Origin of the sequence: Bradyrhizobium sp. (assembly GCF_035935975.1) — a bacterium.
Taxonomy (GTDB): Bacteria; Pseudomonadota; Alphaproteobacteria; order Rhizobiales; family Xanthobacteraceae; genus Bradyrhizobium.
The window spans coordinates 95,189-116,723 of sequence record NZ_DASYWN010000027.1; the positions used below are offsets into that span (position 1 = coordinate 95,189).

The 21,535-nt window shown below is 65.7% G+C and carries 18 protein-coding genes; 8 read left to right on the plus strand and 10 right to left on the minus strand.

What is annotated here, in order from left to right:
• Positions 1 to 8: 8 nt before the first annotated feature.
• Positions 9 to 467 (minus strand): tRNA (cytidine(34)-2'-O)-methyltransferase, encoded by a 459-nt coding sequence (locus VGR99_RS15160; RefSeq protein WP_326899280.1) that lies wholly within the window; start codon positions 465 to 467, stop codon positions 9 to 11.
• A gap of 279 nt (positions 468 to 746) precedes the next feature.
• Between VGR99_RS15160 and petA the strand changes: the two genes are divergently transcribed.
• The 5 genes from petA (at position 747) to VGR99_RS15185 (ending at position 7,487) form a co-directional block, all read left to right on the plus strand.
• Positions 747 to 1,277, plus strand: coding sequence for a ubiquinol-cytochrome c reductase iron-sulfur subunit (petA, locus tag VGR99_RS15165; RefSeq protein ID WP_254116871.1), 531 nt, complete (start codon positions 747 to 749; stop codon positions 1,275 to 1,277).
• Between the two features lie 62 nt (positions 1,278 to 1,339).
• The gene (gene fbcH / locus VGR99_RS15170; protein ID WP_326899282.1) at positions 1,340 to 3,403 is read left to right on the plus strand and encodes a cytochrome b/c1; all 2,064 of its coding nucleotides are present in this window, start codon (positions 1,340 to 1,342) and stop codon (positions 3,401 to 3,403) included.
• 281 nt (positions 3,404 to 3,684) lie between these two features.
• Entirely contained in the window at positions 3,685 to 4,359 is a 675-nt protein-coding gene (locus tag VGR99_RS15175; RefSeq protein ID WP_326899283.1) for a dienelactone hydrolase family protein, read from the plus strand.
• 307 nt (positions 4,360 to 4,666) lie between these two features.
• Entirely contained in the window at positions 4,667 to 6,832 is a 2,166-nt protein-coding gene (locus VGR99_RS15180) for an anthranilate synthase component I (protein ID WP_326899284.1), read from the plus strand.
• Between the two features lie 115 nt (positions 6,833 to 6,947).
• Positions 6,948 to 7,487 carry an adenine phosphoribosyltransferase gene (locus VGR99_RS15185; protein WP_018323310.1) on the plus strand — a complete coding sequence of 180 codons (540 nt, stop codon included), beginning with the start codon at positions 6,948 to 6,950 and terminating at the stop codon, positions 7,485 to 7,487.
• 42 nt (positions 7,488 to 7,529) lie between these two features.
• Here VGR99_RS15185 and VGR99_RS15190 read toward each other — a convergent pair whose 3' ends face one another.
• The 8 genes from VGR99_RS15190 to VGR99_RS15225 all read right to left on the minus strand — a co-directional run bounded on the left by VGR99_RS15190 (position 7,530) and on the right by VGR99_RS15225 (position 17,268).
• Complete coding sequence (locus VGR99_RS15190; RefSeq protein ID WP_326899291.1) at positions 7,530 to 8,198, minus strand: hypothetical protein; 669 nt, start codon at positions 8,196 to 8,198, stop codon at positions 7,530 to 7,532.
• A gap of 62 nt (positions 8,199 to 8,260) precedes the next feature.
• The gene (locus tag VGR99_RS15195) at positions 8,261 to 9,010 is read right to left on the minus strand and encodes a hypothetical protein (protein WP_326899292.1); all 750 of its coding nucleotides are present in this window, start codon (positions 9,008 to 9,010) and stop codon (positions 8,261 to 8,263) included.
• Positions 9,011 to 9,229: 219 nt separating this feature from the next.
• The gene (locus tag VGR99_RS15200) at positions 9,230 to 10,450 is read right to left on the minus strand and encodes a M48 family metallopeptidase (protein WP_326899293.1); all 1,221 of its coding nucleotides are present in this window, start codon (positions 10,448 to 10,450) and stop codon (positions 9,230 to 9,232) included.
• 32 nt (positions 10,451 to 10,482) lie between these two features.
• Positions 10,483 to 11,043 carry a LemA family protein gene (locus VGR99_RS15205; RefSeq protein WP_326899294.1) on the minus strand — a complete coding sequence of 187 codons (561 nt, stop codon included), beginning with the start codon at positions 11,041 to 11,043 and terminating at the stop codon, positions 10,483 to 10,485.
• Positions 11,044 to 11,180: 137 nt separating this feature from the next.
• Positions 11,181 to 12,161 carry a small ribosomal subunit Rsm22 family protein gene (locus VGR99_RS15210; protein ID WP_326899295.1) on the minus strand — a complete coding sequence of 327 codons (981 nt, stop codon included), beginning with the start codon at positions 12,159 to 12,161 and terminating at the stop codon, positions 11,181 to 11,183.
• 132 nt (positions 12,162 to 12,293) lie between these two features.
• Positions 12,294 to 15,761 (minus strand): chromosome segregation protein SMC, encoded by a 3,468-nt coding sequence (smc, locus tag VGR99_RS15215; RefSeq protein WP_326899296.1) that lies wholly within the window; start codon positions 15,759 to 15,761, stop codon positions 12,294 to 12,296.
• 216 nt (positions 15,762 to 15,977) lie between these two features.
• The gene (locus tag VGR99_RS15220) at positions 15,978 to 16,634 is read right to left on the minus strand and encodes a DsbA family protein (RefSeq protein ID WP_326899297.1); all 657 of its coding nucleotides are present in this window, start codon (positions 16,632 to 16,634) and stop codon (positions 15,978 to 15,980) included.
• Between the two features lie 136 nt (positions 16,635 to 16,770).
• Positions 16,771 to 17,268, minus strand: coding sequence for a DUF721 domain-containing protein (locus tag VGR99_RS15225; RefSeq protein WP_326899299.1), 498 nt, complete (start codon positions 17,266 to 17,268; stop codon positions 16,771 to 16,773).
• A gap of 128 nt (positions 17,269 to 17,396) precedes the next feature.
• Between VGR99_RS15225 and mutY the strand changes: the two genes are divergently transcribed.
• Positions 17,397 to 18,494, plus strand: a complete 1,098-nt coding sequence (mutY, locus tag VGR99_RS15230) for an A/G-specific adenine glycosylase (RefSeq protein WP_326899300.1) — start codon at positions 17,397 to 17,399, stop codon at positions 18,492 to 18,494.
• A 121-nt stretch (positions 18,495 to 18,615) separates the two neighbouring features.
• Positions 18,616 to 19,035, plus strand: a complete 420-nt coding sequence (locus VGR99_RS15235; RefSeq protein WP_326899301.1) for a PaaI family thioesterase — start codon at positions 18,616 to 18,618, stop codon at positions 19,033 to 19,035.
• Between the two features lie 222 nt (positions 19,036 to 19,257).
• On the opposite strand, the gene VGR99_RS15240 is transcribed toward VGR99_RS15235, so the two are convergent.
• Positions 19,258 to 20,535, minus strand: a complete 1,278-nt coding sequence (locus VGR99_RS15240; protein WP_326899302.1) for a flavin-dependent oxidoreductase — start codon at positions 20,533 to 20,535, stop codon at positions 19,258 to 19,260.
• Between the two features lie 128 nt (positions 20,536 to 20,663).
• On the opposite strand from VGR99_RS15240, the gene VGR99_RS15245 reads away from it, so the two are divergent.
• A complete protein-coding gene (locus tag VGR99_RS15245) occupies positions 20,664 to 21,284 on the plus strand; it encodes a glutathione S-transferase (RefSeq protein ID WP_326899303.1) in 621 nt (206 codons plus the stop codon).
• The last annotated feature ends 251 nt before the right edge of the window (positions 21,285 to 21,535 follow it).

The following is a 21,535-nucleotide window of genomic DNA, read 5'->3' on the forward strand; positions in this document are numbered from 1 at the left end:
TCAACATATCAAACTTGCGGGTTCCGGGTCTGCCGCAGCGCTTCGCCTGCGGCCATCGCCGCGGTCATGGCGACATTGAGCGATCGCAGCCCCGGGCTGATCGGGATCACCAGCCGCGCATCCGCGGCCTCGACCACCGCGTCGGTGACACCGGCGCTCTCGCGCCCGAATAGCAGGATGTCCGACGTCTGGTAATGAAAATCGCGGTAATCGGTGGCGGCCTTGGTGGTGAACAGGATCAGGCGGTAGCCCTGTGCCGCGCGCCACTCCTCGAATTTCGTCCAGGAGTCATGCCTGACGATACTGACATGGTCGAGGTAATCCATTCCCGCCCGGCGGAAATGTCGGTCGGAGATCGGGAACCCCGCCGGTTCGATGATATGGGCGGCGATGTCCAGGCAGGCGCAGAGGCGGAGAATCGTCCCGGTGTTCTGGGGAATGTCGGGTTGGAAAAGTGCGATCTGCATGGGCGGCTGCGGCTTGGTTGTGGGCCGGAAATGTCTCAATAAAACATCGCTGGCCGCGGAATTCGTGCATTGCACGCTTCCCCGCCGTTAGCGGGCTTGCGCTCGCCCGGCAAGGGTGCCAATAGAACGATTCTGGACTGCTGTTTTCGCCTTGTTTTGGCGGGGACAAGTCAAGTTCTGCCGCCGCGGGGGGCCGCGGGCGCCGGCAGCACTGTTCCGGGGACCTTGGGGGCCCCTGGAGCGGTTCCACCGGCAGCATAAGAAGAAAGGGTTGGAATCGTGACGACAGCGTCTTCGGCGGACCATCCGACACGCCGTGATTTCTTATTCGTTGCAACGGGGGCAGCTGCAGCAGTAGGGGGCGCAGCCGCGCTCTGGCCCTTCATCTCTCAAATGAATCCTGATGCGTCGACCATCGCGGCTGGTGCGCCGATCGAGGTCGATCTCAGCCCGGTCGCCGAGGGCCAGGACATCAAGGTGTTCTGGCGCGGCAAGCCGATCTACATCAGCCACCGCACCAAGAAGCAGATCGACGAGGCGCGCGCCGTCAACGTGGCGAGCCTGCCCGATCCACAGAGCGACGAGGCCCGCGTCAAGCCCGGCCACGAGCAGTGGCTGGTCGTGATCGGCATCTGCACCCATCTCGGCTGCATCCCGATCGCCCATGAAGGCAATTACGACGGGTTCTTCTGCCCCTGCCATGGTTCGCAGTACGATTCGTCCGGCCGCATCCGCCAGGGGCCCGCGCCCGCGAACCTGCCGGTGCCGCCGTACCAGTTCGTTTCCGACACCAAAATCCAGATCGGCTGAGCTTCGGACCCACGCCCGAAGCTTCGCGCCGTCTCGTCGTATTATTTCCTCAGGATCGCATCATGAGCGGACCATCCGACTACCAGCCGAGTAATCCGGCCCTGCAATGGCTCGAGCGGCGCCTGCCGATCCTCGGCCTCATGCACTCTTCCTTCGTCGTCTATCCCACCCCGCGTAACCTGAACTATTGGTGGACCTTCGGCGCCATCCTCTCCTTCATGCTGGGGATGCAGATCCTGACCGGTGTGATCCTGGCGATGCACTACACGCCGCATGCCGATCTCGCCTTCAAGTCGGTCGAGCTGATCGTCCGTGACGTGAACTTCGGCTGGCTGCTGCGCAACATGCATGCCTGCGGCGCGTCGATGTTCTTCTTCGCGGTCTACGTCCACATGCTGCGCGGCCTCTATTACGGCTCCTACAAGGAGCCGCGCGAGGTGCTCTGGATCCTCGGCGTCATCATCTACCTCCTGATGATGGCGACGGGCTTCATGGGCTACGTGCTTCCCTGGGGCCAGATGAGCTTCTGGGGCGCCACCGTCATCACCAATTTGTTCTCCGCCATTCCCTATGTCGGCGAGAGCATCGTGACGCTGCTGTGGGGCGGCTATTCGGTCGGCAACCCGACGCTGAACCGCTTCTTCTCGCTGCACTATCTGCTGCCGTTCCTGATCGCGGGCGTCGTCGTGCTGCACGTCTGGGCGCTGCACGTCGCCGGCCAGAACAATCCTGACGGTGTCGAGCCGAAGACGGAAAAGGACACGGTGCCGTTCACGCCGCATGCGACCATCAAGGACGGCTTCGGCGTCGCCTGCTTCCTGCTGCTCTACGCCTGGTTCATCTTCTACATGCCGAACTATCTCGGCGACGCCGACAACTACATTCCGGCGAACCCGGGCGTGACGCCGCCGCACATCGTGCCGGAATGGTATTACCTGCCGTTCTACGCGATCCTGCGCTCGATCCCGAACAAGCTCGCGGGCGTCATCGGGATGTTCTCGGCGATCATCGTGCTGGTGTTCCTGCCCTGGCTGGACAGCGCGCGGACGCGGTCGTCGAAGTACCGTCCGCTGGCCAAGCAGTTCTTCTGGATCTTCGTCGCGGTCTGCATCCTGCTCGGCTATCTCGGCGCGCAGCCGCCGGAGGGCATCTACGTGATCGCCGGCCGCGTCCTGACGGTCTGCTACTTCGCCTACTTCCTGATCGTGCTGCCGCTGCTCTCGCGCATCGAGACGCCGCGGCCGGTTCCGAACTCGATCTCGGAGGCGATCCTGAGCAAGGGCGGCAAAGCGGTGGCTTCCGTGATGGTCGCGATCGTCGCCGCCGGCGCGCTGTTCCTCGGCAGCATGCAGGACGCACGCGCGTCCGAAGGCAGCGACCAGCCGCCGGCCAACAAATGGTCGTTCTCGGGCCCTTTCGGTAAGTTCGACCGTGGCGCGCTTCAGCGCGGTCTGAAGGTCTACAAGGAAGTCTGCGCGAGCTGCCACGGCCTGTCCTTCATCGCCTTCCGCAATCTCGGAGATCCCGGCGGACCCGGCTATTCCGTGGCGCAGGTGGCGGCGTTCGCCTCCGACTACAAGGTCAAGGACGGTCCGAACGATGCGGGCGACATGTTCGAGCGCCCGGGCCGGGCGGCGGACTATTTCCCCTCGCCGTTCCCGAACGAGCAGGCGGCGCGTGCGGCGAACGGCGGTGCGGCACCGCCCGACCTGTCGCTGATCACCAAGGCGCGCTCCTACAAGCGCGGCTTCCCCTGGTTCATCTTCGACTTCTTCACCCAGTACCAGGAGCAGGGTCCGGACTACGTCGCAGCGGTGCTGCAGGGCTTCGAGGAGAAGGTGCCGGAAGGCGTGACCATCCCGGAGGGCTCGTACTACAACAAGTACTTCCCGGGCCACGCCATCAAGATGCCGAAGCCGCTCAGCGACGGCCAGGTGACCTATGACGACGGCTCGCCGACCACGGTTGCGCAGTACGCCAAGGACGTCACCACGTTCCTGATGTGGACCGCCGAACCGCACATGGAAGCGCGCAAGCGCCTCGGCTTCCAGGTGTTCGTATTCCTGATCATCTTCGCCTTCCTGATGTACTTCACCAAGAAGAAGGTCTGGGCCGACTCGCACTGAGCGAGCGGTGAAACGAGAATGAAGAAGCCCCCGCAAGGGGGCTTTTTTGTTTATGACGCTTGTGTCCCGGACGCGCTGCAGCGTGCAACGCTGCTGCGCAGAGCCGGGACCCAGGGAATGCTCATGGCTGGGTCCCGGATCAGCAACGCACCACGCCGCAAGGGCGGCGCGCTGCATTGCATCCGGGACACGAGCGTGTGTTGTTTGGCGCGATTGCCTATCGCGCGCCCAGCGGCCAAAATACCGCCAACTGCTCCCCCAGAAACTCGTCGGAGGACCCCATGGGAACCACCATCACCTTCAAGCGCCCGGACGGCAAGGATGCCTCGGGCTATCTCGCCAATGCCGCGCGCGGCAACGCGCCGGGCGTGGTCGTGATCCAGGAATGGTGGGGCCTGTCCGACCAGATCAAGGGCCTGTGCGACCGCTTTGCGCTCGCCGGCTTCGATGCGCTGGCGCCCGATCTCTACAAGGGCAAGGTGGTGCCGTATCACGATATGGATGCGGCCGGTAAAGAGATGAACTCGCTCGACTTCATGGACGCGACCACGCAGACCGTGCGCGGCGCCACCCAATATCTGTCGCGCAACGGCGCCAAGGTCGGGCTGACAGGCTTCTGCCTCGGCGGCGCTGTCACCGTCATCGGCTCGGTGCATGTGCCGGAGCTCACCGCCGGCGTCGTGTTCTACGGCATCCCGCCGGAGCAGGCGGCCAAGCCCGCCGACGTGAAGATCCCGCTGCAGGCCCATTTCGCCAACAAGGACGATTGGTGCACGCCGGAGCTGGTCAACGGCTTTGAAAAGGCGATGAAGGCCGCCGGCAAGTCGCTCGAGCTGTTCCGCTATGACGCCGAACACGCCTTCGTCAACGAGCAGCGCCAGGCCGTGCACGACCGCGAAGCCGCCGAGCTCGCCTGGGGCCGGGCGACGGAGTTTTTCAGGAAGCATCTGGGGTAGGTCCGCGCAGCCCGGATGGAGCGCAGCGTAATCCGGGGACTTTCCCATTGTGACACGAACCCCGGATTGCGCTGCGCTCCATCCGGGCTACGGCACTGTGCCCACCCTTGACGCCGTCCCCGTGCCATGGTGAGTATCCGCCCCATGAACACCGCAGCCCGCCCATCCCGTCGTTGGTGGCGCACCTCCTAAGAGGTGGCCGGTGCGATTTCTTTTCCCAAAATCGTCGAAGGTCGCCCACGCAGTGCGGCGGCCTGATCGTTTGTCCTGTGTGGCGTTCCCTCGGCAAGTTTCGTAAGAGGACGACATGAACAGGACAGTCTTTGCCCTCCCGGCCCGAAGCGACTACGTGACCCGCGGGGGTCTGGCGATCACGCGCGTGGCCGAGCAGTTCACCGGCGGCGCCAACCGGCTCGACGATCTCATCAGCCTGCTCGACCGCCGCCGCGGCGTGGTGCTGTCCTCGGGCACGACCGTGCCGGGCCGCTACGAGAGCTTCGACCTCGGCTTCTCCGATCCACCGCTCAAGCTCGAGACCACAGGCGTCAATTTCAAGCTGGAAGCGCTGAACGGGCGCGGGCAGGTGCTGATTGCCTTCCTGGCCGACGTGCTGCGCGAGCCCTGCGTCGTGATCTCCGACAAGACCGCCTCCCGCCTGTCCGGCCACATTATCCGCGGCGATGCGCCGATCGAAGAGGACCAGCGCACGCGGCGCGCCAGCGTGATGTCGCTGGTGCGCGACCTCGTCGCCGCCTTCTCCGCCAATGACGACGGCCTGCTCGGCCTGTTCGGCGCCTTCGCCTACGACCTCGTGTTCCAGATCGAGGACCTCGTGCAGAAGCGCCCGCGCGAGCAGGACCAGCGCGACATCGTGCTCTACGTCCCCGACCGCCTGCTGGCTTATGACCGCGCCACCGGCCGTGGCGTGGTGCTCTCGTACGATTTCGCCTGGAAGGGCAAATCGACCGACGGCCTGCCGCGCGAGACCGCCGACAGCCCCTACCTCAAGACGCCGCGCCAGGGTTTTGCCGATCACGCCCCAGGCGAATATCAGGCCACCGTCGAGACCGCCCGCGCGGCCTTCGCGCGCGGCGATCTGTTCGAAGCCGTGCCTGGCCAGCTCTTCGCCGAGCCCTGTGATCGTTCGCCGGCCGAAGTGTTCCAGCGCCTCTGCGTCATCAACCCGTCGCCCTATGGCGCGCTGATGAATCTCGGCGAGGGTGAGTTCCTCGTCTCCGCCTCGCCGGAAATGTTCGTCCGCTCGGACGGGCGCCGTGTCGAGACCTGCCCGATCTCGGGCACCATCGCGCGCGGCACCGACGCGATCGGCGATGCCGAGCAGATCCGCCAGCTGCTGAACTCGGAGAAGGACGAGTTCGAGCTCAACATGTGCACCGACGTCGACCGCAACGACAAGGCGCGCGTCTGCGTCCCCGGCACGATCAAGGTGCTGGCGCGCCGCCAGATCGAGACCTACTCGAAGCTGTTCCACACCGTCGATCACGTCGAGGGCATGCTGCGCCCCGGCTTCGACGCGCTCGACGCCTTCCTCACCCATGCCTGGGCCGTCACCGTGACCGGTGCGCCAAAGCTCTGGGCGATGCAGTTCGTGGAAGATCACGAGCGCTCGGCGCGGCGCTGGTACGCCGGTGCGATCGGCGCGGTGAACTTCGACGGCAGCATCAACACCGGCCTCACCATCCGCACCATCCGCATGAAGGATGGCCTGGCTGAAGTGCGCGTCGGCGCCACCTGCCTGTTCGATTCCGATCCTGCTGCGGAAGACCGCGAATGCCAGGTCAAGGCCGCCGCGCTGTTCCAGGCGCTGCGCGGCGATCCGCCGAAGCCGCTGTCGACCTTTGCGCCCGATGCGACCGGCTCGGGCAAGCAGGTGCTGCTGATCGACCACGACGACAGTTTCGTGCACATGCTCGCCGATTATTTCCGCCAGGTCGGTGCCGAGGTCACCGTGGTCCGCTATGTGCATGCGCTCGACATGCTCAAGCGGAAGAGGTGGGATTTGCTGGTTCTGTCGCCCGGCCCCGGGCGCCCGGAGGATTTCGGGATCAAGACGACGATCGATGCGGCGCTGGAGAAGAAGCTGCCGGTGTTCGGCGTCTGCCTCGGCGTGCAGGCGATCGGCGAATATTTCGGCGGTGAGCTCGGTCAGCTCACCCATCCCGCCCACGGCCGGCCCTCGCGGGTGCAGGTGCGGGGCGGACGGCTGATGCGCAATCTGCCGAACGAGATCGTCATCGGCCGCTATCATTCGCTCTTCGTCGAGCGCGACAGCATGCCGGAGGTGCTGGCCGTCACCGCCAGCACCGAGGACGGCGTCGCCATGGCGCTGGAGCACAAGACCCTGCCGGTCGCCGGCGTGCAATTCCACCCGGAATCGCTGATGTCGCTCGGCAACGAGGTGGGCTTGAAGATTGTCGAGAACGCGTTTCGGCTGAATACTGAAACAAATTGAGTGCCGTCATTGCGAGGAGCGGAGCGACGAAGCAATCCAGACTGCTGCAGCGGAAGAAACCTGGATTGCTTCGCTTCGCTCGCAATGACGGTGGAAAAACCAGAGCGAGAGATCGATGACCTTTGACCACGACATCAAGGCGAGCGTCCGCACCATCCCCGACTATCCCAAGCCGGGGATCATGTTCCGCGACATCACGACCTTGCTCGCGGATGCGCGTGCATTCCGCCGCGCGGTGGACGAGCTCGTCAATCCCTGGGCCGGCAACAAGATCGACAAGGTCGCCGGCATGGAGGCGCGCGGCTTCATCATCGGCGGCGCGGTGGCGCACCAGCTCTCGGCCGGCTTCGTGCCGATCCGAAAGAAGGGCAAGCTGCCGCATACCACGGTGCGCATCGCCTACTCGCTCGAATACGGCATCGACGAGATGGAGATGCATGTCGACGCCATCCAGCCCGGCGAGCGCGTCATCCTGGTCGACGACCTCATTGCTACCGGCGGTACTGCCGAGGGGGCGGTGAAGCTGCTGCGGCAGATCGGCGCCAATGTCGTCGCTGCCTGCTTCATCATCGACCTGCCCGAGCTCGGCGGCGCCGCCAAGCTGCGTGCCATGGACGTGCCGGTACGCACGCTGATGACGTTCGAGGGGCACTGAGTTGGGTACGGGCGGAGGATATCGCCCGGGGTAAATTCCTGCCTACGATCGCTGCAGGATCAAGCTGAGCTCCAGCTCCCGGAAGGCGAAGTAGTTGCGCCGGGTCCACTGGTGCAGTTCGGTCGAGGTGTCCTTCTCCTGGCGCAGGTAGCCCGTGAAGGAGAAGCTCAGCCGGTCGATATAGGTCTTGAGGAAGCCGGGCAGGGCGGGCAGGCGGAACAGCCGGCCGCCTTCCATCGCTGCCGGAAGCTCGCCGCGCACGACGTACTCGTTGTCTACCGTGATCAGGTTCATCCGCGGGATCTGGGCGCGCAGCATCTCGTGGGCGCGGGCCGAGACACGGTCCGTGTCGGCGACGAACATGATCTGCGGCGCGACATGCCGGCGCGCCGCTTCCTTGAGCAGGCCGATCTCGTCGGTCATCTTGAAGAACTCGTCGAAGGCGTGGAAGCCGAGGTCGATCACCTTGGCGAGCCCGTCATCGAGGATGACCCGGTCCATCAGCTGCATCTTGCCGTAGGTGTCGATCACGTCGGCGGTTTCCGTGATGCCAGGCAGATAGTCGAGCAGCGACGGCTCCTTCAGATTGACGTCGAAGGCCGCGACGTTGCCGTTCTTGAGCAGCAGGAATTCGCTTAAAAGCCGCGCCAGCAGGGTCTTGCCGACCTGCGGGCGGGGCGAGCAGATGATGTAGACGGGTGTCGCGGACATTGCGGGCTATATCTGAGCGAACTCACCGCTCCAATCCAGCCGTATCAGCCCGGGCCGTGCAACTATTTTTCGCTGCGGGGCACCGGCTTCGATCCGACGATGTCGGTCAGGCGGATGCGGTCGAACTCGCTCCAGACATTGGCGAGCCAGTGCCGGACATAGCCACGCAGCACGAACGAATAGTTCGCGGCCTCGTCGTTAATGCCCTTGTTGGCGACGAATTTCAGGAACGGGACGGACGAGACCTCGACCTGCTCATAGGCCATCTCGTTGAGCTTGGGGATGGTCAGCTCGGTCGCGTCCTTGATGCGGTGGAAGTAGGAATTGTAGGTTGCCTGGTCCCACTGGAAGAACTGGGTGTCGTTGATGAAGTTCTTCACCAGGAAATACTTCGCACCGGTCATGAAGCCGGCGGTCTCGGCGATCTCCTCCAGCGAGGCGATCGAGGGTCCGAGGATGTGGAACACCGCAAAGGTAATCTGGCCCGCCTTGGCGGCGTCGAGGAAGCCGATGTCGCGGAGCGAAGCCAGTGCCGGCGAGAGCAGGCCGGCGCGGACGTCGATGACGGTGACCGAGGGGCTGACCGCGTTGAGGGTGTCGAAAATCTTCATCTGGTCGGCCGTCGTCGTCATGTCGACGATCTCGGTGATATCGGGGTGGAAGCGCTTCAGCGTTCCGCGCGGCGACTCCGTGTCGAAGGCGCGGGTCGGCACGTTGTTGGCGGAGAAATAATCGAGCAGGGTGCGCGATACCGTGGTCTTGCCGACCCCGCCCTTGTCCGCGCCCACCACAACCACTGCCGGCTTTGCCATTGCTGTCCCCTAACGCGCGCCCCCGATCGCGAGGTCGCAATCGGCCGGGCCCCAAGTCGATGTCCCAAGGATGTCCCAAGGATGTCCCAAGTCTCCTGTTGGGCGCGAACATGGCAGAAACAAGGGAGAATTCAAATCTCTGGCACCCCGTTGCGGCAATTCCCGAGGTTTTTCCGATCATCGGGAAACCCCGCCGCAAGTCGCTGCCAAATGCGAGACTCAGTGGCGGCCCCAAGGACCCATGGGGTTTCCTATCGGATTGCCTGCCGGGGTTCCTGAGGGGCTTGGCGCGGGCACGGGCGGCGGATTGCCCGGGTTGCCTGCATCACCCCACGGGCCATGCGGCACCGGCGGCGGGGTGTCCTGCGGAGCGGCCTGCGTCTCGGGTTGTTCCGCCTCTTCAGTGGGATCCGGCAGCGGACCGGGATCGTGGCCGCCGGCGAACTTGACCAGTGCGTCGACCCGGGACTGGACCGAGGGGTGAGTGGCGAACAAATCGGCAAAACCCTCGCGCGGATTGTCGACGCAGAGCTCCATCACCGCCGAGGTCGCGCCCGGCAGTTCGCCGCGGCCCTCGATCTTGCGCAGCGCCGAGATCATGGCGTCGGGGTCCTTGGTCAGCTCGACCGAGCCTGCGTCGGCGAGGTATTCGCGCGAGCGCGACAGCGCCAGCTTCACCACCTGCGACATCAGCCAGGCCACCACGATCAGCACGACCGCGATGATGATGACGATCACCGCGCCGCCGCCGGAGTTCTTGCTGTCGCTCGATGAAGACGAACGCGACGACGAGGAGGAGCCGGAGGACCACGAGCCGCGAGAGCCGGAGCTCCAGCTGAAATTCGTGAACAGGCGGAAGAACAGCTCGCCGAAGAAGCCGACCACGCCGGCGATGATCACGGCGACCACCATCAGCTGCACATCGCCGTTCTTGATGTGGGTCAGCTCGTGGCCCAGCACCGCCTCGATCTCCTTGTCGTTCAGCGCATTGAGGAGACCGGTGGTGACGGTGACCGAATATTGCCGCGGATTGAGACCGGTCGCGAACGCGTTCAGCGCCGGGCTCTCCATGATCTTCAGCTTCGGCATGGGGATGCCGCGCGAGATGCAGAGGTTTTCGAGCAGATTGTAGAGCCGCGGCTCTTCCTTCCGGGTGACGTCGTGGCCGCCGGTCACCGCATCGATCATCGACTGGTGGAAGAAATAGGCGATCACGATCCAGACCGCCACCACGACCGTCGCAACGGGCGCTGCGACTTTCAGATCCTGGAAGGCGTGGCTCAGGTAGAAGGAGGCCGTCCGGTTGCTGTCGATCAGGACTTCGGCGACGAGCGCGCCGGCATAGACCAGCACATAGACCAGCGCGAACAGGCCGGCGAGCAGCAGCATCGAACGAAACTTGTTCGAGGCGATATGCGTGTAGAGACCATACGCGGCCATGACGCGCTGCCCTGCCGGCCTATCGGCTCAAATCAGAACTTCACCTGAGGCGCGGCCTCGACCTCGGTGCGGCTGGCGCCGAGATCGAAGAAGTCCTTCTTGGTGAAGCCGAACATGCCGGCGAACAGCGCCGCAGGCATCTGCTGGATGCCGGTGTTGTATTCCTGGACCGCGTTGTTGAAGAAGCGCCGGCTCGCGGCGATCTTGTTCTCGAGGTCGGAGAGCTCGGATGCAAGCTGCTGGAAATTGGCGTTGGCCTTGAGGTCGGGATAGGCCTCCGACAGCGCGATCAGCCGGCCGAGCGCGCCGGAGAGCTGGTTCTCGGCCGCAGACACCTGCGCCGGTCCCTGCGCCGAGATCGCCGAATTGCGCGCCTTGATGACGTCGTCGAGCGTGCCGCGCTCATGCGAGGCATAGCCCTTCACCGTTTCGACCAGGTTGGGGACCAGGTCGTGGCGCTGCTTGAGCTGCACGTCGATATCGGCAAAGGCCTGGCCGACACGCTGGCCCAGTGCGACGAGCCGGTTGTAGGCGCTGAACGCCAGGAACACGAGAACGACAATGACGCCGAGAACGATCCAGCCGGTCGACATGGAGAACTCCTGAAGGGGGAAGAAGGCGGGCGCAGCCTAGACCAAATTGGCGCAGGGCGAGAGCCCCGGCGCGGAGGAAGGTAAGACTTGGTCGGATCGGGAACCATTCAAGTTCAAGGCGAAAGCCTTGAACGAGGTTAACTTTCGGCAATGGCGGCATCACCCCAGCGCCAGCGACGGGCGCTTGCATAGGCGGGCTTGTCGCGTCGCGGGACCTTGGCGACGACCATGCCTTCCCCGGTGCAGAGCTTGGCTGTGATCTCGGCCTTGCCGACATCCGGCGGCGCCAGCACGCGCGCGGCGCGGCTTGCGGGCGGTGTGCGGGTGAGGGCGACGTAGATGAAGCGTTCGTCCTCGAACGGCACCTCGGCGCCCTTGATCTGGCGGTGCGCCTGTGAGCGCGGCAGGCGCTGGGAGAAATGGCACCAGTCGGGCGCGGTGAGCGGGCAGGGCTTTTCGTGCGGGCAGGGCGCGGCAACGAACGCGCCGGCCGCGATCAGCTGCTGGCGCAGCGCGAGGATGCGGGCATAGCCGGCCGGCGTGCCAGGCTCGATCACGACCAGTGCGTGGCGCGCCTTGGCCCACATCGCCTCGGTCAGCTTGCGCTGATCGGCCTCACCGAGCTCGCCGATGATGTAGCTGGCGATGACGAGATCGGCCTGCGAGACCTCGGCGAGGTTGCCGCCGGCATCGCCCGGCAGATAGCGGCACTCCGCCAGACGTGTGCTGTCCCTCGCCAGCTCGAGCGCGAGCCGGCTGAGCGTGGCGTTGGCGTCGAGCAGGGTGAAATCCTGCAGGGATGGAAAAGCCTCTGCGGCAGCCCAGCTCGCGGTGCCGGGACCTGCGCCGACATCGAGCAATGTCTCCGGGGCGAGGCCTGGCGCGATCTCGGTCAGCGCATTTAGGCTGGCGGCCACGGCCGCGTAGGTCGCCGGCATACGCGCCAGCGCATAGGCGAGCGCATCGGCCTCCGACTTGATCGTGCCTGAGCCGCCGCCGGCACGATAGGTGGTCGAGATTTTCTGCGAGCGCTGCGCCGCGTCGGTGCGGGAGAAGCCCTGGAGCTTGCCGTCGAGGGCGGCCTTGAGTTCGGCGGGAAGGGTGGGTGCGATCATCATCCGCGGTCATGCCCCGCGAAGGCGGGGCATCCAGTACTCCGAGACAGTGCCGTCAAAACCGAGAGGCCGCGGCGTACTGGATCATCCGCTTTCGCGGATGATGACGTCAATGGGTGTGGAACGAGCGCAGCGTCAGGCCACGTTCTGGTCGAGAATGTCCACGGCCTCGGCCAGGCTCACCGAAACGAGCTGGGAGACGCCGCGCTCGGCCATGGTGACGCCGAACAGACGGTTCATCCGCGCCATCGTGATCGGATTGTGCGTGATGATGATGAAGCGCGTGTCGGTCGAGCCGGTCATCTCGTGCAGCAGGTTGCAGTACCGTTCGACGTTGTGGTCGTCGAGCGGCGCGTCGACTTCGTCCAGCACGCAGATCGGCGAGGGGTTGGTCAAGAACACCGCGAAGATCAGCGCCATCGCGGTCAGCGCCTGCTCACCGCCCGAGAGCAGCGACAGCGTCTGCGGCTTCTTGCCCGGCGGCTTGGCGATGATTTCGAGACCGGCTTCGAGCGGGTCGTCGCTCTCGATCAGATGCAGCGCGGCTTCGCCGCCGCCGAACAGCTCGACGAACAGGCGCTTGAAGTGGTTGTTGACGACCTCGAACGAGGTCAGCAGGCGCTCGCGCGCTTCCTTGTTGAGGCTCTGGATGCCCTGGCGCAGCCGCTTGATGGCCTCGACCAGGTCGTCGCGTTCGGTGACCAGGCCCGTGTGCTGGGTCTCGACCTCGCGCAGCTCTTCTTCGGCGCGCAGGTTCACGGCACCGAGGCGCTCGCGGTCGCGACGCATCTTCTCGAGGTCTTCCTCGATGTCGTGCAGCGGCGGCAGCTCGGCGCCGGGCTCGATCTCGGCAAGGCCGGCAACCGCCTGCGGCTCGACTTCGAGCATGTCGCGGATCTCACGCTCGATGTCTTCAAGGCGGCGCCGCGCGCCTTCCATGCGCTCTTCGGCGCGGGCGGTGGCTTCGCGCGAGCTGGAGAGGGCTTCGAGCGTCAGCTTGGCGACGCGATCGGTCTCGGCCATCGCGGTCTCGGCGGTCGCGAGCGCGTCGGCAGCCATGCGGCGGTCGTTCTCGGCGTACTCGATCTCGGTGATCAGCGCGCTGCGCTTCTCGGCGAACACGGCGGGCGCGTTTTCGAGATCGCTGCGCTCGATCGTGAGTTCGGCGATACGCGCCTGGATGGTGTCGATGTGGGAGGCCGCGCTTTCCTTGCGGTTCGCCCACTCGGTGCGCTCGGCGAGGATCGCCTGCACGCGGCGATCGGCGAGCTCGGCCTCGCGCGCCAGCGCCTGTGCCTCGGCGCGGACCTGCGCGGCCATGCGGCGATGGCCTTCGATGTCGCTGCGAACGGCGGCGAGACGGGTCTCGGTGTCCTCGCTCGACGGCAGCTCGCTGATGCCGGCCTCGGCGTATTCGTAGGCGGCTTCGGCCTCGGCGCGGTCGGCGGCGAGACGGCTGTGCGCTTCCGACAGCGTCGCCTTGCGTGCGGCATGGCGGCTGATCTCGCGCTCGGCGGTGGCATGGCGCTCGCGCGCGGTGTTGAGCTCGCGCTGCGCGGCGCGCCAGGCTTCGCGGCTGGCGCCTTCGGTGCTGGCGGCCATCTGCAGCTCGGACTCGGCATTCTCCAGCGCCTGACGCTTGATCTGCGCGTCGATGCGGGCCTGCTCCAGCTCGTTCTCGATGTCGACGAGACGGGCGCGCTCGGCAAGGCGCCGTGCGGCGCCGGTCGGGGCGTGAGCGGCGGCGACGAAGCCGTCCCAGCGCCAGACGTCGCCTTCGGGCGAGACCAGCCGCTGGCCGGTCTTGAGCTGCGAGACCAGCTCGGCACCGCGCTCGCGCGGCACCACGCCGATCTGCGCCAGGCGGCGCGTCAGCTCGGCCGGAGCCTGCACGTGGTTGGAGAGCGGCACGGCGCCTTCGGGCAGTTCCGGATCGCCATCGGTGACCGCGCCGGCATTGGTCCAGCGCATCGGCGCCGAGGGATCGACGGGCGCGTCGAGATCGTCGCCGAGCGCGGCGCCGATCGCCTTTTCAAAGCCCTTGTCGACGGTGATGCCGTCGATGATCGGCGGCCACAGATTCTTGGTCTCGCCGTTGACGATCTTGGAGATCGTACGCGCCTCGGTGTCGAGCCGCTGCACGCGCTTGTCGGCTTCGACCAGCGGCGAGCGCGAGGATTCGAGCGTCTGGCGTGCGGCAACATGCGCGGCTTCGCTCGCCTGTGCTGCGGCTTCGGACGCTGCCAGCGTCTGCTCGGCGGTCTCGACGACAGCGGTCAGCTCGTCGAGATCGCCGAAGCCGCCGGTGTCGGCGGCAAGCTTCTGCTCTTCGGCGGTGACGTTCGAAATCTCCTGGTCGAGCCGGGCGAGCTTGTCGCGGTGGGTGCGGACGTTGGCTTCGAGCTGGTTGCGCTTGGCGGTGAGGTCGGCGAGCGCGGTGGTGAGCTCGGCGAACTGCTGCTCGGTTTCGGTCAGCACCGCCTCGGCTTCGCCGACGCGCTCGTCGACGCCGGAGCGCTTCTCGACGCGCGACTTGATCTCTTCCTTCAGCTCGGCGTCTTCGGTGTCGAGCCGCTGCAGCGCGACGTCGGCATCCATCGTCTGCTGCTGGGCGCGCGAGATGTCGCCTTCGAACTGCGCGAGGCGGCGCTCGAGCTCGGCGACGCGCTCCTTGGCGCGCTCTTCCTCGCGGTCGAGCAATTCGCGGGCATTGGTCAGGCGCTGCAGGCCGGCGGCGGCGCGCGCTTCGGCATCGCGCAGCGCCGGCATTTCGGTGGCGCGGATCGCCTGGATGCGGGCGGCTTCGGCCTGGTGCTGGGTGCGCTCGGCCATCTCGCGCACGGCGAGATCGTGGGTCTGGCCGGATTCGTTGACGTCGGCATGCGCGCCGATCCAGCGCAGGTGGAACAACGTGGCTTCGGCCTTGCGGACCTTGGCCGCGACCTCGCGATAGCGCACGGCCTGGCGGGCCTGCTTCTTCAGGCCTTCCATCTGGCCGGAGAGCTGACCGATCACGTCCTCGACGCGGGTGAGGTTGGTTTCGGCGGCCTTCAGCCGCAACTCGGCTTCGTGGCGGCGGGCGTGCAGACCGGCGACGCCGGCGGCGTCTTCAAGCACGCGGCGGCGCTGCTCGGGCTTGGCCTGGATGATCTCGCCGATCTTGCCTTGGTGGACGAGTGCGGGCGAGCGCGCGCCCGTGGCGGCGTCGGCGAACAGGATCTGCACGTCACGCGCACGCACGTCGCGGCCGTTGATGCGATAGACCGAGCCCGCTTCGCGCTCGATGCGGCGGGAGATTTCAAGCAGCTGGCTGTCGTTCATCGCCGCCGGCGCGGTGCGATCGGCGTTGTCGATCGTCATCGTCACTTCGGCGTGGTTGCGCGCGGGACGGTTGCCGGAGCCGGCGAAGATCACCGCGTCCATGTCGGCGGCGCGCAGCGATTTGTACGAGGTTTCACCCATCGCCCAGCGCAGCGCCTCGACGAGATTCGACTTGCCGCAGCCGTTGGGACCCACCACGCCGGTCAGGCCGGGCTCGATGACGAAGTCCGTGGGCTCAACGAAGGACTTGAAGCCGTGAAGGCGCAGGCGGGTGATTTTCATAAGCACGCATCTCTATTGGCAGGCGCGAATCCCCTGCCGGGACAATACCATGGAAGGCAGTGTCGCTATCCGGGCGAGTCGCGCGAGGCGCCTCATGCGGCGGACAATGGCCGCGGTGCGCCGCGAGGGCAACCGGCGAAAGCCGCTTTTCCCAAGGGATTTATGACGGGAAAGATACGGCTTTCGAGATGCGAATCAGGCGTGATGCGTTGAAAATCAGCTCTTCAGCAGCGAATTGATCTTCTTGGCGAACTCCTCGTACGAGGTCTCGCCCTTGATCTTCTCGCCATTGATGAAGAAGGTCGGCGTGGAATCGACCTTGAGAATGTCGCTGGCGTATTTCTGGTCGGCGGCGATCTTGTCGAGCAGGGCCTGGTCCTTCAGGCAGGCTTCGACCTGCTGCTGGGTCAGGCCGGCCTGCTTGCCGATCCGCGTCAGGGTCTCGGTCGTGTTCTTCATCACCCAGTCGTTCTGCTGGCGGAACAGCATGTCGGTGACGGCGAAGTATTTCGGCGCGTCGCCATTGGCGATGCAGCGCGACAGCATCGAGCCCGCGGCGGCTTTGATGTCGAGCGGGAACTCACGGAAGATGTAACGGATCTTGCCGGTGTCGATGTAGTCCTTCTTGATCTTCGGGAACACCTGCTCGTTGAACGCCGCACAGTGCGGGCAGGTCATCGAGGCGAATTCGGTGATGGTCACGGCGGCATCGGCCGGGCCGAGGGCCATGTCGGGCAGCGAGACGGGCTTGGCGACCTCGGCCGCGGTCTGAGCCATCGCTTCCGAGATGAACCGCAGCGGCGAGAGCCCGGCGAGAGCGGCGAGCCCGGTCAGCGACAGCATCGTGTTGAAGGCGCGGCGGGTGATGATCAAGGTCGGCTCCCGAATTGGCGTGGTCTCACCCCGAGGGTTGCATCAAGGTTCCCGGGCGGCCTGTCGCTAGCTTGAAACGTGGGTTGAGGCAATGGCGAGCAACAGGAGCAGGTTCAGATTGACCGCGAAATGAGGCTCAATTTCGCTTGATGGCGGCCCCGAGCCGGGCCAACGCCGTCTTCAATTCTTCATCTTCGATGTCCCCCAGGCTTTCCGCCACCCTGGCGACGCTCTTGGGATCCGGCGGGCCGGGCCGCTTCCGGGTTCGGGGCCGCGACAGGGGGGCCTGGCGGAAGGCGAGCTTGCCGACCGCGCTCCAGCCGAAGAAGCGATTGACCCGCTCCAGGATCACGTCGGCCGAGTGCTGGATCTCCAGCGCCATCGGTCCCTCGACCCGCAGCACCAGGGTCGCCGGCTCCTGCGGCTGGCCCTCGACCGGCCGGGGCCATTGCATCTTCAGCGGCTCGGCATGGGCCGCGATCTCAGGCCCGGCAATCTGTGCCCACCGCGTCACCAGCTCGCGCGCGGCAAACCCCTGCTTGGCATAGGCCTCGGCAAAGACGTCGTTGAGCAGCAGCGACAGCGGCTTGGCGCTGAGGGGACCGGGTTTGAAGATGGGACCGAATTTGGACATGGGGCCTTATAGCACCGGGTTCGGCCGGCCTCACTATTTGCGAGCGATCCGTGAAGAAAGACGTGGATGCCCGCGGCGAGCGCGGGCATGACGTGGAGAGATCGGCGTGACCTCGTTACAGTGAGGGCATGAGCCCCAAATCCGCGCTGAAGGCGAAATCGGAACCAAGACAGGCGGAGGCCGGCTCGCGCCCCACCCTGCTGCTCGCCTGGTACGATCGCCATCGCCGCCGGCTGCCCTGGCGCGCGATGCCCGGCGAGACCTCGGATCCTTACCGCGTCTGGCTGTCGGAGATCATGCTCCAGCAGACCACGGTGAAGGCGGTCGGCCCCTATTTCGAGAAGTTCGTCGCGCGCTGGCCGGATGTCACGGCGCTCGGCAGCGCCTCGCAGGATGACGTGCTGCGGATGTGGGCCGGCCTCGGCTACTATTCGCGTGCGCGCAATCTCTATGCCTGCGCGGTCGCGGTGACGCGCGAGCATGGCGGCGTGTTTCCCGACACCGAGGAAGGCCTGCGTGCGCTTCCGGGGATCGGACCTTACACGGCGGCGGCGATCGCCGCGATCGCCTTCGACCGCCACACCATGCCTGTCGACGGCAATATCGAGCGGGTGGTGTCGCGGCTCTTTGCCGTTGAGGAGGAACTGCCGCAGGCAAAGCCGCTGATCCAGCAACTGGCAGCGACGCTGCTGGCGAACTCCCGGGCCGGCGACAGCGCGCAGGCGCTGATGGATCTCGGCGCCTCGATCTGCACGCCGAAGAAGCCAGCCTGCTCGCTGTGCCCGTTCACCGAGGATTGCACGGCGCGTGCGCTAGGCACGCAGGAGACGTTCCCGCGCAAGGCGCCGAAGAAGAGCGGGACGCTGCGGCGCGGCGCCGCCTTCGTCATCACGCGTGGCGACGAGCTGCTGGTTCGGTCCCGCGCTGAAAAGGGCCTGCTCGGCGGCATGACCGAGGTGCCGGGCTCGGATTGGCTCGCCGGGCAAGAGGATGCGACGGCGAAGCAGCAGGCGCCGGACTTGAAGGGGCTGTCGCGCTGGCAGCGCAAGGTGGGCGTCGTCACCCACGTCTTTACGCATTTTCCGCTGGAGCTGGTGGTCTACACCGCGAAGGCCGAGGCGCGCACGCGCGCGCCCGCGGGCATGCGCTGGGTGCCGATCGCGACGCTTGCCGATGAAGCGCTGCCCAACGTCATGCGCAAGGTCATCGCGCACGCGCTCGACTGAAGCTCAGGCCGCGCGCGCGGCGCGTTCGTCCTGTGCCGTCTCGTTGCGCTGCGGCGGATTGCCTGCTGCCATCAGGCTGTCAGCAGGCCTCAGTTATGTCTTGGCGGAAACGGAGGTTCGCATGGTCAAGACCGCGCTCGACAACTTCAGGAGGCCGCCCTGCGCCGAGCTGTTGGGATGGCGCCTGCTCGATGCCCGTCCAGCGGAGGGCTGGATCAAGCTTGGCTTCGAGGGCAAGCCCGAGTTCTGCAACCCCGCCGGCTTCATCCAGGGTGGCCTGCTCTCCGCCATGCTCGACGACACCATGGGCCCGGCGGTCTTGGTGATGAGCGAGGGCCGGCTCTACACGACGACCATCAGCATGACCGTGAATTTTTTGGCGCCCGCAAAGCCCGGGCCGATCATCGGCGAGGGGAAGGTGACGCAGCTCGGCAAGACCATCGCCTTTGTCGAGGCGAAGCTGATGGCGGAGGACGGCACGGTGCTGGCGACGGCGAGTGCGAGCGAGCGATTGCTGGAGGCGGCGAGGGTGGTGAAGTGAGGCGGGCTCCGTTCAAGCGCCGCACTCCCTCTTCCTTCTCCCCTTGCGGAAGAAGGTGGCGCGAAGCGCCGGATGAGGGGTATCTCTCCGCGAATTCAGTTGCGAGAGGCGAACGCGCGGAGAGATACCCCTCACCCCAGCCAACCTGTGTCTCCCGGCGTCGCTGCCCTCTCCCGCAAGGGGAGAGGGCGCATCAACGTACATCTCGCTTTGGACGAGAGCTTATACCCTCGCACGGGCGTCCTTGCTCACGATCGGCGGCTTCGCGTTCAGCGCTTCGACCTGGAAACCCGCAACGCGCTTGTAGTTTGCGGCGATGTCTTCCAGCTCCTTTTGCGACAGCACGTCGGTGACGACCCCAAAGCCGTCGGGTGCGCGTTCCTCGACGAGCTGCATCACCTGCTCGGGACCGTTCTTGCGGTTGAGCAGCACGAGGTCGGTGGTCGCCGGCCTGCGCTCGGCCTCATAGGCGAGCAGCGCGGCCTGGGTCGGACCGTGCGCCAGGATCTCGCGGGTAATGGTGCGGGCATCGAGGATCGCCTGCGAGGCGCCGTTGGAGCCGATCGGATACATCGGGTGCGCGGCGTCGCCCATCAGCGTGACCTTGCCGAAGGTCCATTGCGAGACCGGATCGCGGTCGACCAGCGGATATTCATAGGCGTGCGGGCAGTTCCTGATCAGGCCGGGCACGTCGAGCCAGTCGAACTGCCAGCTCTCGAACCAGGGCAGAAACTCCTCCAGCCGCGCGGTGCGGTTATAGTCCTCGCGTCGCCACTGATAGGTCGGCGGCATATGGCGCTCGGCGACCCAGTTGATCAGGTGGTTGCCTGATGCGTCTGGGTCCTTCGAAATTGGATAGCAGACGAATTTCAGGATCTCGTGGCCGGCCATGATCATGGTGCGGCCGGTGAGGAAGGCCTTTGACGGCGTGACGCCGCGCCAGAGGATGCGGCCGTTCCAGATCGGCGGTCCCTCGTTGGGATAGAGCTTTTCTCGCGCCGCGGAATGGATGCCGTCGGCGGCGATCATGATCGCGCCGTCATAAGTCCCTGCAGGCTTGCCGGTCGTCTTGTCGACGAAGTCGGCGCGGACGCCGCCGGCCGTCTCGGTCCAGCCGGTCAGATGATGGCTGGTCAGGATATTGTCGCGGCCGAGCCGTTCGACCGCGGTGTCGAGCAGGAGCTGCTGCAGCGTGCCGCGATGGATCGAGAATTGCGGCCATTTGTAGCCGGCCTCGAGCCCCCGCGGCTCGCTCCAGATCGGCTTGCCGTGCTTGGAGAAATAGGCGAGCTCGCGGGTGCGCACGCCGCTGGCATCTAGCTTGTCCATCAGGCCGAGCTCGATCAGCTCGCGCACCGCATGCGGCAGCACGTTGATGCCGACGCCGAGCGGCCTCAGTTCCGCGACGCTCTCGAACACTTTCACGGGAACGCCGATTCCGTGCAGGCTGAGCGCAAGCGTCAGCCCGCCGATGCCGCCACCGGCGATGAGTACCGTCATGACAAGACCCCTCCAATTGCTGGCGTCTTGGCACAGGCGGGCGGCGGTGGGCAACTGCGAAGAGAAAGTCGTGCTATGGACCTTGCGGCCGACAGCCGTTAATTTCCAGCTTTCCCATGAGGTCCGACATGCTCAAGCTCTACTACGCCACCGGCACCTGCGCGCTCGCCACCTATATCACCCTGGAAGAGGCCGGCGCCGACTATGCGGCCGAACGGATCAGCTTCAAGGACAACCAGCAGAACAGCCCGGACTATCTCGCGATCAACCCGAAGGGCCGCGTGCCGGCCCTGGTGACCGACCGCGGCGTCCTGACCGAGACGCCGGCGATGCTGGCCTATATCGCGCAGACCCTCCCCAAGGCGAAGCTCGCGCCGCTCGACGATCCCTTCGACTTCGCGCAGGTGCAGTCGTTCAACTCCTATCTGTGCTCGACCGTGCACATCAACCACGCCCACAAGATGCGCGGCGCGCGCTGGGCGACGGACGAGAGCTCGTTCGCCGACATGAAGGCGATGGTGCCGAAGACCATGGGCGCCTGCTTCAAGTTGATCGAGCAGAGGATGTTCAAGGGACCCTGGGTGATGGGCGATCAGTTCACGATCTGCGATCCCTATCTCTACACGCTCTCGACCTGGCTCGAGGGCGACAGCGTCGACATCAACGCCACGCCGAAGATCGCGGACCATTTCAAGCGCATGTCGGACCGGCCCGCGGTGCGCAAGGTGATGGCCGAACAGAAGGCGTGAGGGCGCTCCGATTCTTGTAGGACCTCCTACCCGTGGTCAAGGGGTGTTTGTCCTTGATGGTCGAGAGTAGCGCCGTGCTCGCCGCTGTCGAGGACGCTTCGCGCCGGCTGCGCCGGTGCCGATGGCATCCTTGACAGTGTCTGCGCGCGACGCTCTGCCGACCGGCAGGTCGGGACGAAGGAATGGTCGCCCGGGGCCGAACAAAGGAATGAGGCTTACCCTTTTGAGGTCATCGGCACGTTCTTGTGGTT